The sequence below is a fragment of the Xanthomonas sp. genome (assembly GCF_017163755.1).
Lineage (GTDB): Bacteria > Pseudomonadota > Gammaproteobacteria > Xanthomonadales > Xanthomonadaceae > Xanthomonas_A.
Map to the genome: position 1 here is coordinate 148,462 of NZ_JAFIWC010000002.1, position 12,428 is coordinate 160,889.

At 69.9% G+C, this 12,428-nt stretch carries 15 protein-coding genes; 1 reads left to right on the forward strand and 14 read right to left on the reverse strand.

What is annotated here, in order from left to right:
- Positions 1-125: 125 nt before the first annotated feature.
- The 9 genes from JR065_RS02495 to JR065_RS02535 all read right to left on the reverse strand — a co-directional run bounded on the left by JR065_RS02495 (position 126) and on the right by JR065_RS02535 (position 7,279).
- Positions 126-617, reverse strand: coding sequence for an REP-associated tyrosine transposase (locus JR065_RS02495; protein WP_429001831.1), 492 nt, complete (start codon positions 615-617; stop codon positions 126-128).
- 194 nt (positions 618-811) lie between these two features.
- Positions 812-1,153: a lipid-A-disaccharide synthase N-terminal domain-containing protein gene (locus tag JR065_RS02500; RefSeq protein WP_206231782.1), complete on the reverse strand. Its 342-nt coding sequence runs from the start codon at positions 1,151-1,153 to the stop codon at positions 812-814.
- Position 1,154: 1 nt separating this feature from the next.
- Entirely contained in the window at positions 1,155-1,877 is a 723-nt protein-coding gene (locus JR065_RS02505; RefSeq protein ID WP_206231784.1) for a glycosyltransferase family 2 protein, read from the reverse strand.
- 81 nt (positions 1,878-1,958) lie between these two features.
- Positions 1,959-2,924 (reverse strand): NAD-dependent epimerase/dehydratase family protein, encoded by a 966-nt coding sequence (locus tag JR065_RS02510; RefSeq protein ID WP_206231786.1) that lies wholly within the window; start codon positions 2,922-2,924, stop codon positions 1,959-1,961.
- A 50-nt stretch (positions 2,925-2,974) separates the two neighbouring features.
- Complete coding sequence (locus tag JR065_RS02515) at positions 2,975-3,700, reverse strand: suppressor of fused domain protein (protein ID WP_206231788.1); 726 nt, start codon at positions 3,698-3,700, stop codon at positions 2,975-2,977.
- A gap of 128 nt (positions 3,701-3,828) precedes the next feature.
- Positions 3,829-4,749 carry a ParB/RepB/Spo0J family partition protein gene (locus tag JR065_RS02520; protein ID WP_206231789.1) on the reverse strand — a complete coding sequence of 307 codons (921 nt, stop codon included), beginning with the start codon at positions 4,747-4,749 and terminating at the stop codon, positions 3,829-3,831.
- Complete coding sequence (locus JR065_RS02525) at positions 4,749-5,546, reverse strand: ParA family protein (RefSeq protein ID WP_206231791.1); 798 nt, start codon at positions 5,544-5,546, stop codon at positions 4,749-4,751. Before JR065_RS02525 ends, JR065_RS02520 begins: the two co-directional genes overlap by 1 nt.
- A 93-nt stretch (positions 5,547-5,639) precedes the next feature.
- Positions 5,640-6,281: a 16S rRNA (guanine(527)-N(7))-methyltransferase RsmG gene (gene rsmG, locus JR065_RS02530; protein ID WP_206231793.1), complete on the reverse strand. Its 642-nt coding sequence runs from the start codon at positions 6,279-6,281 to the stop codon at positions 5,640-5,642.
- Positions 6,282-6,652: 371 nt separating this feature from the next.
- Positions 6,653-7,279 carry a 4'-phosphopantetheinyl transferase family protein gene (locus tag JR065_RS02535; RefSeq protein WP_343237237.1) on the reverse strand — a complete coding sequence of 209 codons (627 nt, stop codon included), beginning with the start codon at positions 7,277-7,279 and terminating at the stop codon, positions 6,653-6,655.
- A 131-nt stretch (positions 7,280-7,410) separates the two neighbouring features.
- Here JR065_RS02535 and JR065_RS02540 point away from each other — a divergent pair, with 131 nt between their 5' ends.
- Entirely contained in the window at positions 7,411-7,662 is a 252-nt protein-coding gene (locus tag JR065_RS02540) for a GlsB/YeaQ/YmgE family stress response membrane protein (RefSeq protein WP_206231794.1), read from the forward strand.
- 67 nt (positions 7,663-7,729) lie between these two features.
- Here JR065_RS02540 and JR065_RS02545 read toward each other — a convergent pair whose 3' ends face one another.
- From JR065_RS02545 to JR065_RS02565, 5 genes are all read right to left on the reverse strand, one after another.
- Entirely contained in the window at positions 7,730-8,140 is a 411-nt protein-coding gene (locus JR065_RS02545) for a GFA family protein (RefSeq protein ID WP_206231796.1), read from the reverse strand.
- A complete protein-coding gene (gene xth, locus JR065_RS02550) occupies positions 8,137-8,964 on the reverse strand; it encodes an exodeoxyribonuclease III (RefSeq protein WP_206231798.1) in 828 nt (275 codons plus the stop codon). Before xth ends, JR065_RS02545 begins: the two co-directional genes overlap by 4 nt.
- A gap of 126 nt (positions 8,965-9,090) precedes the next feature.
- On the reverse strand, positions 9,091-9,921 hold the full coding sequence (locus JR065_RS02555) for a nucleotidyl transferase AbiEii/AbiGii toxin family protein (RefSeq protein ID WP_206231800.1): 831 nt from the start codon (positions 9,919-9,921) through the stop codon (positions 9,091-9,093).
- Positions 9,914-10,537, reverse strand: coding sequence for a type IV toxin-antitoxin system AbiEi family antitoxin domain-containing protein (locus JR065_RS02560; protein ID WP_206231801.1), 624 nt, complete (start codon positions 10,535-10,537; stop codon positions 9,914-9,916). The genes JR065_RS02555 and JR065_RS02560 overlap by 8 nt, the downstream gene beginning before the upstream one ends.
- Positions 10,538-10,834: 297 nt before the next feature.
- Complete coding sequence (locus tag JR065_RS02565; RefSeq protein WP_206231803.1) at positions 10,835-12,271, reverse strand: coniferyl aldehyde dehydrogenase; 1,437 nt, start codon at positions 12,269-12,271, stop codon at positions 10,835-10,837.
- Positions 12,272-12,428: the final 157 nt, after the last annotated feature.

Here is a 12,428-nt window from a genome sequence, read left to right on the forward strand (position 1 = left end):
GGCAGCGCCGCGGTTGTCGCCTCTGTGGGAGCGACTTCAGTCGCGACGAACGAAGCCAGACAGCCTGCGCAGCGCCTTCGGCGTGGCACCGAGGGCCGAACCCGGGCACAGACCTGTTGCTGATGTCAGCGCGCCCGCCCCTTCGTCGCATCCAGCCAGACCGCGTCCCAATACGGATACTCGGCGACGCTGCGCACCAGCCCCGCGCGCAGCGGATTGGCGACGACATAGCGCGCGACGGGCAGCAACTGCCGTTCCTGGCGCAGCGCGCGATCATGGAAACCCGGCATCCATACCGTCCCGCCGCGGCCCCGCGCCAGATTCACTGCCCTGGCCGCTCTGCCCTTGGCGTTCTGCATGACGCTCGACAATGGACCGCCCCCTTCGAGCTGGAGCAATCCATGCCAGTGATCGGGCATCAATACCCAGCACAGCAACCGCGCATCGTCCCATGTCGCAGAATCGGCAAGGCAGGCGGCCGCGGCCCAGGCGCAACGCCAGTCCTCGAACAGGCGCTGGCGTTCGCAGGTCACTGCCGTCACCAGATAGATGCGGCCCGATTCGGTGCAGCGCCCTGCGCGCAGCGCGCGATAGCCGCGGGGAGGTTCCATGTGCATGCCGCCAGCTTCGTAGCTGGGAGACGGCGGCGCCATCGGGAATCGACCTGCGGGGGTGTCGGAAAATGCGCAAGCCCGCGATGGCGGAAACTGCAAGGCGTCGGGACTGAAGTCCCTCCCACAACAGGCGCCATGCCGGGGCGCTTCAGCCTCTCCTCGACTTCAGCCTGTCCTCAGTGGCGATCGCCGCCGCCTCAATGCGACGCGCGATCGCGGTGCCAGCCGCGGTGCTTGATGTCCAGGTACAGGCTGTAGACCGCGGTGAAGGCGGGGAACAGGTTCTGCAGCACGCCGACCGAGTCCTGCTTGGCCGAGAACAGGAAGTAGCTCAGCGTCATCAGGCTGCCGACCACGCTCATGTACCAGAACAGGCGCGGGATCACCGGCTTGCCGGCGCGCTTGGAAGCGACGAACTGCACCAGCCAGCGGCCGCCGAACATCAGCGCGCCGGTATAGCCGATCAGCTTCCAGCCGGTGACGTGCAGGCCGGTCCAGAACAGCGCGCGGATCGGTTCGTTGAGGAAGTGCACTTCCATCTCAGCGCTCCTGCACCGCGGTGCGGCGGCTGCGCGCGATCAGCCAGGCCATCCCGCGCAGGTCGCGGATGCCGACCAGCGCGCGGTTGAGGTTGTTGTACTTGGACACGCCCGAGGTGCGGTGGCGATGGTTCACCGGCACGCTCAGTGTCTGCCAGCCGGCGCGCTGCATCAGCGCCGGCAGGTAGCGGTGCATGTGGTCGAAGTACGGCAGGTCCAGGAACGCCTCGCGCTCGAACAGCTTGATCCCGCAGCCGGTGTCCGGGGTGTCGTCGTGCAGCATCCGCGCGCGGATCGCGTTGGCCCACTTCGAGGCCCAGCGCTTGCTGCCCGAATCCCGCCGCGACACCCGCCAGCCGGCGAACAGCTTGACCTGCGCGTCGGCCGCGGCGCGCGCGGCGAGCAGCTTGGGGATGTCGGCCGGGTCGTTCTGGCCGTCGCCGTCGAGGGTGGCGATCCAGGCGCCGCGCGCGGCCTTGACCCCGTTGCGCACCGCCGTGCTCTGCCCGCTCTGGGTGACGTGGTGCAGGACGCGCAGCTCCGGCGTGGACGCCTTCAGGCCCTCCAGCACCGCCAGCGTGTCGTCGCGCGAATGGTCGTCGACATAGACGATCTCGAAGTCGGCGACCCCGCGCAGCGCGGCGACGATCTCGGCGACCAGCGGCGGCACGTTGTCGCGTTCGTTGAACACCGGGACGACGACGGAAAGGGAGGGCTGGCTCATGGGGGGCGGCTTGGCTGGGCAGGATGGAACGACAAAAAGACCGCGCATTGTCCCGTGGCAGGGTGAGCCGCAGATGAAGCGTCAGGCGGCCGCGCCGAAATAGTCGCGGCACCACTGCACCACCTGCGGCAGGCCCAACTCGATCGGCGTGGCCGGCTCGAAGCCGAACGCGGCATGGGCGCGGGCGGTATCGGCCATGGTTTCGACCATGTCGCCGGGCTGCATCGGCCGGTACACCTTGTCGGCGGCGCGGCCGGCGGCGGCCTCGATCACGCCGATGAAGCGCTCCAGCTCCACCGGGGTATGGTTGCCCAGGTTGAACACGCGGTGCGGCACCGGGTCCTGCGACGGATGGTCCAGCGCGCCGAGCACCCCGGCGACGATGTCGGCGACGAAGGTGAAGTCGCGGCGCATGCGGCCGTGGTTGAACACCTCGATCGGGCGCCCGGCCAGCACCGCGCGGCTGAAGATCAGCGGCGCCATGTCCGGGCGGCCCCACGGGCCGTACACGGTGAAGAAGCGCAGCCCGGTGGCGCGCAGGCCGTACAGCTGCGCGTAGGTGTAGGCCATCAGCTCGTTGGCGGCCTTGGTCGCCGCGTACAGCGAGCGCGGCTGGTCGATGCGCTGGTCCTCGGAGAACGGCGCGGTGGCCGAATCGCCGTACACCGAACTGCTCGACGCATAGGCCAGGTGCTGCACGCCGCGGTGCCGGCACAGCTCCAGCACGTTGACGAAGCCGACCAGGTTGCTGTCGACGTAGGCGTAGGGGTTCTGCAGCGAATAACGCACGCCCGCCTGCGCGGCCAGGTGCACCACGCGCTGCGGCCGGATCTCGTCGAACAGCGCGGTCAGGCCGTCGCGGTCGGCGAGGTCGAGCGCGCGGATATCGGCCTGCGGGCACAACGCGGCGACGCGGTCGCGCTTGAGCTGCGGGTCGTAGTAGTCGTTGTAGTTGTCCAGGCCCACCACCGTCTCGCCGCGCGCGGCGAGCGCTCTGCAGGTGTAGGCGCCGACGAAGCCGGCCGCGCCGGTGACGAGGATGGTCATGGCAGGAGTCTCGGGAGATCCGGGGATGCAGGGTGGAACGGGCGCCGCACTCAGAACAGCCCGAAGCGCTTCTTGGCCACGTTGACGCGGCCCGGTTCGACGATGTCGCCGACGCCCTTGGCATCGAAGCGGTCCAGCAATGCGTCGCTGCCCCTGTCCAGCTTGAGCGCCATCTCTTCCGGATACAGCGGCACGATGGTCATGAACACGATGGTCTTTTCGGCGTCGACGACCAGGTGACCGAATTCCTCCGGCGCGCTCACCGGCGGCAGCACGATCGCCCCGTCGAAGCCGACCCCGGGCGCGTACGGCTCGGCCGGGTCGCCGTTGGGGACGGTGTGGCCGAAGCCCAGCCAGGTGTCGTGCTTGTGCGGCAACCGCGCCAGGGTCTTGAGCAGGCGGATCGGCCAGTAGTGCCGTTCGTCCTGGACGTCCTCCTGCCGGATCGGCCAGTCGGGGGGCAGCGTCAGCATCAGTTCCATGTACTGCGGCGCCGCCACGCCCTCGGACAGCGCCATCGGCAGATCGCTCATGCCCGAGGTCACCAGCCGCAGGTACGGGACGTCCTCGGTGGCCGGCACCACATGCACGTCGATATGCACGGTGTCGGAGACGATTTCGTGGAAGACGCTCGATATCGGCCCCAGGTGCCGCTCGATATGCGCGCTGATCTGTTCGAGGCACGCTCCGCCGCGTGCCGGCTCGAACGCCTTCTCCTGCCCGCGGAGCTGGATCAGGCTGCCGCCGGGGCTGATGTCGTCGTAGGGGTGGCTCATGCAGTGCTCCCGGTGGGCGGTCACGGGTCGCCGTGGGCGGCGCTCAGCCCGAGGGCGAGCGGTGGTTCCGTGGCCGGTGTGGCGTTGCGTGCTTCAGTGCCTGGCGCAGTGGCGGGGTGGACAGGGACTCAGCCCTGCCGTCCGCGCAGCCGCTCCAGCACGCCGTCGAGCGTGTCCAGGTCGGTGTAGTGGATCACCAGCTTGCCCTTGCCGCCGCGGCCGTGGGCGATGGCGACCTTGGTGCCCAGGCTCTCGGACAGCTCGGTCTCCAGCGAGGCGATGTCGGCCTGCGGGGCGACGCGGCCGGGCTTGGCCTTGCGGTTGTTCGGCACCTTGCCGGCGGCGAACTGCTGCGCGCGGTGCTCGACCTCGCGCACCGACCAGCCCTGGTCGGCGGCATCGGAGGCCAGCCGGCTGGCCAGTTCCGGCGACAGCGTCAGCAGCGCGCGCGCATGGCCCATCTCCAGGCGCCCGGCCTCCAGCAGCGCGCGGATCGCCGGCGGCAGCTCCAGCAGGCGCAGCAGGTTGGACACCGAGGCGCGCGAGCGGCCCACCGCTTCGGCGGCCTCGGCATGGGTCAGCGCGAATTCGTCGATCAGCCGCTGCAACGCCTGCGCCTCCTCCAGCGGGTTGAGGTCCTCGCGCTGGATGTTCTCGATCAGCGCCATGGCGATGACGGTGCGGTCGTCGAGCTCGCGCACCACCACCGGCACCTCGGTCAGCCCGGCCAGCTGCGAGGCGCGCCAGCGGCGCTCGCCGGCCACGATCTCGAACCGGCCCGGCGCCAGTTCGCGGGCGACGATCGGCTGGATCACGCCCTGCGCCTTGATCGACTCGGCCAGCTCCTGCAGCTTGCCCTCGTCCATCTCCTGGCGCGGCTGGTACTTGCCCGGCTGCAGCTGGCCGACCGGCAGCTGGCGCAGGCTCTCGCCGGGCTGCGCCTCGTCGTTGGGGGCCGGCGCGGCCGAGCCCTTCGGACCCAGCAGCGCCTCCAGGCCACGGCCCAGTCCACGCTTCTTCGGGCCGAGGGCGGGGGGCTTGGCGGTCATCAGACGGTCTCCACGGCCTTGGCGGCCTTGTTGCGATCCTTGTGGCGGCGCACCAGCTCGCCGGCCAGGCCCAGGTAGGCGACGCCGCCGCGCGAGGTGCGGTCGTAGCCTACGATGCTCTGGCCATGGCTGGGCGCCTCGGCCAGGCGCACGTTGCGCGGCACGATGGTGCGGAACACCTTGTCGCCGAAGTGGTTGGTCAGCTCCGCCGACACCGCGTTGGCCAGGTTGTTGCGCACGTCGAACATGGTCCGCAGCACGCCTTCGATCTCCAGCGCCGGGTTGAGGTTGCCGCGCAGCGCCTCGATCGTCTCCAGCAAGGCGGTCAGCCCTTCCAGCGCGTAGTACTCGCACTGCATCGGCACGATGATCGAGTCCGCCGCGGTCAGCGCGTTCAAGGTCAGCAGCGACAGCGCCGGCGGACAGTCGATCAGGATGAAGTCGTACTCGGCGCGCAGCGGCGCCAGCGCGCGCTTGAGCCGCTGCTCGCGCTCGGGCTGGTCCATCAGCCGGATCTCGGCCGCGGTCAGGTCGATGTTGCCCGGCAGCAGGTCGAAGTGTTCCGGCGTGGTCACGCGGATGTCCGCGGCGGCGCTCTCGCCGAGCAGCACGTCGCAGGTGGAGGCGACCAGCTCGCGCTTGTCGATGCCGCTGCCCATGGTCGCGTTGCCCTGCGAGTCGAGGTCGACCAGCAGCACGCGCTGCGGCTGGCGCGCAAGCGCGGCCGCCAGATTGACGGCCGTGGTCGTCTTGCCGACGCCGCCCTTCTGGTTGGCGATGGCGATGATGCGGGCCATGCGGGAAGCCTCGTGGGCGTGGGTGGGACCGGGCATTATGCGGTCACAGCCCCCCGGGGCGGAAATCGGCCCGGCCGGGGCCGGGCGCGCGGCTCAGCCGCGCTCGACCACCACCAGGTGGCGCTCGGCGTCCAGCCCGGGCACGTGCAGCGGATGCACCGCCTGCGCCACCCATCCGGGCGGCAGCGCGGCGATCTCCTCGTCCGGGCGCATCCCCTTCATCGCCCACAGGCGCCCGCCGGGACGCAGCAGGTGGCCGCCGACGGCGACGATGCCGGCCAGCGTGTCCAGCGCGCGCGCGGTGAGATGGTCGTAGGCGCCCGGCTCGTCCAGCGCCTCGGCGCGCGATTCGGCCACCCGCGCGTTGTCCAGGCGCAGCTGGCGCACCGCCTCGCGCAAGAAGCGCGCCTTCTTGCCGTTGCTCTCGACCAGGGTCACGCGCAGCTGCGGCCGCGCGATCGCCAGCGGGATGCCGGGCAGGCCGGGGCCGGTGCCCAGGTCGGCGAGGCTGCCGCGCTCCAGGTACGGCTGCATCGCCAGCGAGTCGAGCAGGTGGCGGGTGACCATCTCGCGCGGGTCGCGCACCGCGGTGAGGTTGTAGGTGCGGTTCCAGCGCAGCAGCAGCGCCAGGTAGGCCAGCAGCGGCGGCGCCAGCGCGGCCGCATCCAGGCCTTGCGCGCGCAGGCCCTGGTCGAGCTCGGCGTGGACGTGTTCGGGGAGGGAGGCGTCGTTCATCGACGGATTATCGCAGGTGCCGGCGGGTCCACTGCCATGCCCTGGGCGCCGTCGCCGAGGGCGCCATCGCTGACGGATGTCCGCGGCAGGGGCAATGCCGGCGTGGCGCAGCGGCGCGCCGGCAGCGCGGGAAGCCGCGTCGCGACCACGGCGCCGCTCAAGCGGCGACCGCCTCCCGCGGGGTCCATGCTCAAGCGCCTTGGCCGAAGACGGCTGCACCGGCGCGCTCGGCCCTGGGGCGGGATGCGGGTCGCTGGCACAGCGGCCAATCAGCTGCGGGAAGGACTTCCGTCGCGACAGGCACTCCGGCAGCCCCCTTGCGACTGAATCGCTCGCCCCCCCGCGCGTCGATGGCGAGGCCATCCCGGGCGCTACGCCGGCTCGAGCGGATACCAGGCCAGCGCGGCACGGTAGCCCGGCGCGGCCACCCATTCGTGCAGGCGCCAGCGTTCGACCTGCCCCAATGCCGGATCGCACCAGGCCAGGCGCAGCACGCCGCCGCCATCCTCGGCGAAGCGCAGCCGGTGCAGGCCGAACGACAGGCCGTGGCCGTGCGCCTTCAGCAGCGCTTCCTTGGCGCACCACAGGCGGAAGAACAGCGCCTCGCGCGCCGGCTCGTCCAGCGCCTGCAGGGTCGCCGCTTCGTCGGCGTGGAAGAAACGCTGCGCGACCTCGGGCAGCCGCGGGCGCGGGCGCTGGTGCTCGATGTCCACGCCCAGCCGCGCATGCGCGCCGATCGCCACCAGCAGGTAGTCGCCGCTGTGGCTCCAGCCGGTGCCCACGTGCGCCAGCGGTTCGTGCAGCCAGGGCCGGCCGCGTTCGTCGCGGCGCAGCGGCAGTTCGGCCTCCGGTGTGGCCAGCTCCCACGCCAGCAGCCGCCGCGCCTGCGCCTCGCCCGGGGTGCGCGGCGGATGCGCGCGCAGCCACACCGCCACCGGGCCGAAACGCCAGTCGGGCGGGTCCTGGCGCAGCGGCGGGTCGAGAGGGGCGTTGCTCACGTCGTGTCCACGAACAGGAATGGCCGCTGGGCGGGGTCACCGAGGTTACACGGTCGCTTCACGGCCGCGCCCCTTAAATGGCCGCGCCGCACCGCTCCCGGTGCCGGCAGACCCTTTTAGGAGTAGCGAGCATGGGCATCATCATCTGGTTGATCGTCGGCGGCATCGTGGGCTGGCTGGCCAGCCTCATCATGCGTCGCGACGCGCAGCAGGGCATCATCCTGAACATCGTGGTCGGCATCGTCGGCGCGCTGATCGCCGGCTGGCTGTTCGGCGGCGGCATCAACCAGGCGATCACCCTGTGGACCTTCCTGTACTCGTTGATCGGCGCGGTGATCCTGCTGGCGATCGTCAACCTGTTCACCCGCGGACGCGCGCGCTGACTCGGCGCACCGTCGCGTCACACCGAGCCCGGGCATGTCCCGGGCTTTTTTGTGGCAGCGGCGGCGCTCAACCGGGCGCGCGATCGGACGGGTGATGCACCCCGTCCTCGACCGGAATCGGCACGTCCAGCGCGTACGGATTGACCCCGTCCAGGCAGCCGACGTTGTAGCCGTACTGACGTGGGTCCGAACGCCGGCGATGATGGGTGTAGATGCCGCACACGCCGCAGAAATGATGCTGCGCGGTATGCGTATGGAACTGGTACAGGCGCAGCGCCGCCTGGCCCTGCACCACGCGCAGCCCGGACAGCGGCACCGAGGCGACGATGGCCCCGCGGCGGCGGCACAGCGAGCAGTCGCAGCGGCGCGGATCGACGATGCCGTCGGGCAGCGCCAGCTCCAGCACCACCGCGCCGCAATGGCAGCGCGCCAGATGCCGCGGCTGGATCGGGGTGTCGCCGACCAGGCGGATGCTCATGCCGGGGTCTCCACGGTAACCGGCGCCGCCGCGGCCAGTTCGACCCAGGCCGGGGCGTGGTCGCTGGGGCGCTCCCAGGTCCGCGGCAGGCGGTCGATGCCCGAATCGACGGCCTGCGCCTTCAGCGCCTCGGACACCAGGGTCAGGTCGATGCGCAGGCCCAGGTTGCGGCGGAACGCGGCCTGCCGGTAGTCCCACCAGCTGAAGATCCCGCCGTCGGCGTGGTGCAGCCGGAACGCATCGTGCAGCCCCAGCGCCTGCAGCTTGTGCAGCGCGCCACGCTCGGCGGTGGAGGTGAGGATGTGGTTGTCGCTCCACACCAGCGGATCGTGCACGTCGCGTTCGTCCGGGGCGATGTTGAAGTCGCCGAGCACCACCAGCCGCGGGTGGCGCGCCAGCTCCTGCTGCAGCCAGTCGCGCACCGCCTCGAGCCAGCGCAGCTTGTAGGCGTACTTGTCGGTGCCCACGTCCTGGCCGTTGACCACGTACAGGTTGACCACGCGCAGCGCCTGCGCCGGGTCGGAGGATCCATCCGCGCCGATCGTGGCGGCGATGACCCGGCGCTGCGCGTCGTCGAAGCCGGGGATGCCCACCTGCACGTCGCTGATCGGCGCGCGCGACAGGATCGCCACGCCGTTGTAGGTCTTCTGCCCGGCGAACACGCTGCGGTAGCCGGCCGCGGCCAGCGCCGTGTCCGGAAACTTGTGGTCCTCCAGCTTGGTTTCCTGCAGCCCGACCACGTCCGGCGCGAACTCGCGCAGCCACTGTTCCAGGTGCGGCATGCGCACGTTGAGCGAATTGACGTTCCAGGAGGCGATTTTCATAAATCACATAACCTTTTGAATTTGTTCATTTTTAATACCTTGGTTTCGCGCGATTACGCGCGTGACCAGCATGGCAATGGCCTCAGAAAGGTCGTTGCTGGGTGGAGACGAGACGGACGACTGTCATCAGCCGTGCTTCCAGTTCTGCAACCAAGTCATCGAGTGCGGGGCCTCGCGTTCGACATTCCGCATGAACGCAATCCACTGGGTTCGCCGGGCGCCGTCAGCAGCGAAAGCGGGTGTCAGTGCATCCGGCGTGTCAGACGGCAGAGCGGTACCGCGACGTTTGAACGTAGCGGCGATCGCAACGGATAACCGGTTTTCGTCAAGTTCCCGCGTCGTGAGCAACGCCCACACATCGTAATAATCCTTCAGACGTGAGTTGGCCAAACCGAGCTTGACCATGGCCTCGAATTTTTCGGCGATCACTGTCTCGGGCGGATAGGCGAGCAGGTGTAGCGCGGGCATGTCGAGCAGTACTGGCAGGTCGATTTCCTCCAGGCCCGGTTCGGTCGCGTCCCCGAAGCCGATGTCGATGATGATAGGGATGCGCGCACCTGCGAGAGTTGCGGTCGTGCGCAGCCGGATGCCGCCGTAGTCCTGATCCTCCCGTATCAACTCCGCCTTCAGTGCAGCGGCGTCGTATTCAAGGCCGTCATCGGCCGGAACGGAAGCGATTTCCCGGAATCGCGACAGCAGCACGTCGGTCGACGGATCGCCGAAGCCCAGGAAGTCGACATCGAGGGTTGGTCGATGCGGGCTATCGAACCAGGTAGTGACAAGTAGGGCGCCCTTGAGGACGTAGCGGTCCCGATGTTCCGAACGACTCAAACGGTACAGCAGCCGCTCCAGCGCATAGCGAGTCAACAGTTGATCCAACGGCTGTTGAGTTTCGCGCGCGAGGTTCAGCAGCCGGGCGCGCACCGATGCCGCAATGTTGGTGGGAGGCTTAGCCATGCGAGGTCAGCGTCGTCAGATAGGGCTGCATGACTTTCCAGATACGTGCCTGCTCGGCAAATCGGGCGATCTCGGCCGGTGTGGTCTTGTGCTGGCGCAGCGCCTCCCGCAGTCCTTCGATTGCGACCGCCTCGCCGACCGTCCGCCGGTACCGGAACAGGTCGGCGATGGTCTTGGCGACGCCGAAGACCGGCACCGGGATGTCCTCGATGGCATGGTGTTCGACGCCGGCCGACAGCAGTTCGGGAGGGAAACGGACAATCCGCACCGGAGGATAGGCAATGCGGGGCCGCCAATCCTTCTTGCCCAGCGCCACCCAAACGCGGGCGGGCAGCTGGTCGGTCAGGCCATGAAAGGCCAGCGCCGAGGTCAGGCAGACGATCCCCTTTGGGATCAGTTTCGCCACTTCCGCCAGCGAATGCTGCTGGTCGAGCGACGCATCGGCCAGTTGGTACAGCCCACGAGCCAGACGCACGATGGCGCCATCGCGCTCCAGCCGGGAAACAGTCGCGGCTGTGATCCCGGCGTCGCCGAATTCGCGCAGGCGCATCATCCCGCGGCTTCCCAGCAGCGCGAGTGCCTGTTCACGTTGGGGAGCGGTGTGCGGCGCAGGCATGATATGAAACCTTGCCTAGTTTAATAATTGGCCGAGGTTTTATATCACAACAGGTTGGAAAAAGTGCCACTTCCGCAGGGAGCCGCGTGAGTTAGGCGCCCCGGCGTGCCGGGCTTGCCTGGCCTCTGCAGACGCTCGTTCCGTCAAAGGGCCGCGATAGGCCCCGTCCTCGAGGCCTCGCCTGCGGGCCGTCAGGAACAGGCCAAGCAGACGGTATGCAAACAGGCTAGTCCAGAACAGGGATGCGGACGTTTCGGAAAATCCATTTGCTCCTGTGTAAAGGGTCAGGACTGCCAGCTAACGCACCAGCACGTCGATCACGCGCTGGATGCGCCGGTACGGCGGCTTCAGCAGGTCGCTGCCGGCGCGGCGCGACTGCCACAGGACCGGTAGCGCCTTGCTGAAGGCGTCGAAGCCGGCGCGGCCGTGGTAGGCGCCCATGCCGCTGGCGCCGATGCCGCCGAACGGCAGGCCGTTGATCGCGAAGTGCAGCAGCGCGTCGTTGACGGTGACGCCGCCGGCCACGGTGGCGTGCAGGATCCGCTCGACGGTGCCGCGGTCGCGGCTGAAGGGGTACAGCGACAGCGGGCGTTCGCGGCCGTTGACGGTGGTCAGCGCCTCGTCCAGCGTGCGGTAACCGCGGATCGGCAGGATCGGGCCGAAGATCTCCTCGCGCATCAGCGCCGCGTCGTCGCCGGGCTGCAGCACCACGGTCGGCGCGATCAGGCGCTCGCGGTCGGCGCGCGCCGGATCGACCGTCGCCAGTTCGATCACCTCCAGCCCGCGCGCGCGCGCATCGTCCAGGTAGCCGCGCAGGCGCCGGTACTGGCCGTCGTTGACGATGCGGGTGTAGTCGCCGGCGTCGGCGAAGTCGCCGTAGCGCGCCTGCACCTGCGCGCGCAGCGCCTGCACCAGCGCCGCCTCGCGGCCGCGGTCGATCAGCACGTAGTCCGGGGCAATGCAGGTCTGGCCGGCGTTGAACCACTTGCCGCTGGCCAGCCGCGCGGCGGCCTGCTCGAGCGGGTAATCGGCGCAGACGATGGCCGGCGACTTGCCGCCCAGTTCCAGCGTCAGCGGGGTCAGGTTCGGCGCCGCGGCGGCCATCACCTTGCGCCCGACCGCGGTGGAGCCGGTGAACACCAGATGGTCCAGCGGCAGCGCGGCGAACGCGGCGGCCACCTCGGCGCCGCCCGCCGCGACCGCCACCCGCTCGGGCGGAAACGCCTCGGCCAGCAGCGCGTGCAGGAACTGCGCGGTGCGCGGGGTGTGCTCGGACGGCTTGAGATAGACATGGTTGCCGGCGGCGATCGCGGTGGCCAGCGGGATCAACGCCAGGTTCACCGGGTAGTTCCATGGCGCGATCACCCCGACCACGCCCACCGGCACCGCGCGCACCTCGGCGCGCGCCGGCCAGAAGCGCCAGCCCACGCCGATGCGCTGCGGCTTCATCCAGCGCTTCAGGTGCGCCAGCAGGTGATCGATCTCGCCGAGCACGGTCATGCCGTCGGCGAGCAGCGATTCGTGCCGGGAACGGTGGCCGAAGTCGGCGGCGATGGCGTCGGCCATCTCCGGCAGGCGCCGCTTCAGCGCCGCGCGCAGGCGCAGCAGGTCGGCGCGGCGCTGCGCCTGGTCGGGCTTGGCCGCCTGCCAGGCGTCGCGCAACCGCTGCAGCGTGACCGGCAGCGCGGCGAGCGGCGTGTCGGCGCTGTGGGTCGCGGGGTCGGAAATGGGCATGGGCGCACTATACGATGCTGGCGTATGGCCCGATGTTGGCGATGCCGGACAAGCCGTGGCGCGGCGGTGCGGTGGCGGCGGAGGGCCAACCGGGTCCCTTGATGCAGGCGCCGCAGGGTTGCCGCGTCGCGACTGAAGTCGCTCCCACCATGGGCTG

Bases quoted from the DNA above. Each gene is read 5' to 3' on its own strand.
- JR065_RS02525 (WP_206231791.1), bottom strand. From the start codon at position 5,546: ATGGCCCGCATCATCGCCATCGCCAACCAGAAGGGCGGCGTCGGCAAG.
- JR065_RS02495 (WP_429001831.1), bottom strand. From the start codon at position 617: ATGCACATGGAACCTCCCCGCGGCTATCGCGCGCTGCGCGCAGGGCGC.
- JR065_RS02520 (WP_206231789.1), bottom strand. From the start codon at position 4,749: ATGACCGCCAAGCCCCCCGCCCTCGGCCCGAAGAAGCGTGGACTGGGC.
- JR065_RS02505 (WP_206231784.1), bottom strand. From the start codon at position 1,877: ATGAGCCAGCCCTCCCTTTCCGTCGTCGTCCCGGTGTTCAACGAACGC.
- JR065_RS02555 (WP_206231800.1), bottom strand. From the start codon at position 9,921: ATGGCTAAGCCTCCCACCAACATTGCGGCATCGGTGCGCGCCCGGCTG.
- JR065_RS02510 (WP_206231786.1), bottom strand. From the start codon at position 2,924: ATGACCATCCTCGTCACCGGCGCGGCCGGCTTCGTCGGCGCCTACACC.
- JR065_RS02565 (WP_206231803.1), bottom strand. From the start codon at position 12,271: ATGCCCATTTCCGACCCCGCGACCCACAGCGCCGACACGCCGCTCGCC.
- xth (WP_206231798.1), bottom strand. From the start codon at position 8,964: ATGAAAATCGCCTCCTGGAACGTCAATTCGCTCAACGTGCGCATGCCG.
- JR065_RS02515 (WP_206231788.1), bottom strand. From the start codon at position 3,700: ATGAGCCACCCCTACGACGACATCAGCCCCGGCGGCAGCCTGATCCAG.
- JR065_RS02545 (WP_206231796.1), bottom strand. From the start codon at position 8,140: ATGAGCATCCGCCTGGTCGGCGACACCCCGATCCAGCCGCGGCATCTG.
- JR065_RS02500 (WP_206231782.1), bottom strand. From the start codon at position 1,153: ATGGAAGTGCACTTCCTCAACGAACCGATCCGCGCGCTGTTCTGGACC.
- JR065_RS02540 (WP_206231794.1), top strand. From the start codon at position 7,411: ATGGGCATCATCATCTGGTTGATCGTCGGCGGCATCGTGGGCTGGCTG.
- rsmG (WP_206231793.1), bottom strand. From the start codon at position 6,281: ATGAACGACGCCTCCCTCCCCGAACACGTCCACGCCGAGCTCGACCAG.
- JR065_RS02560 (WP_206231801.1), bottom strand. From the start codon at position 10,537: ATGCCTGCGCCGCACACCGCTCCCCAACGTGAACAGGCACTCGCGCTG.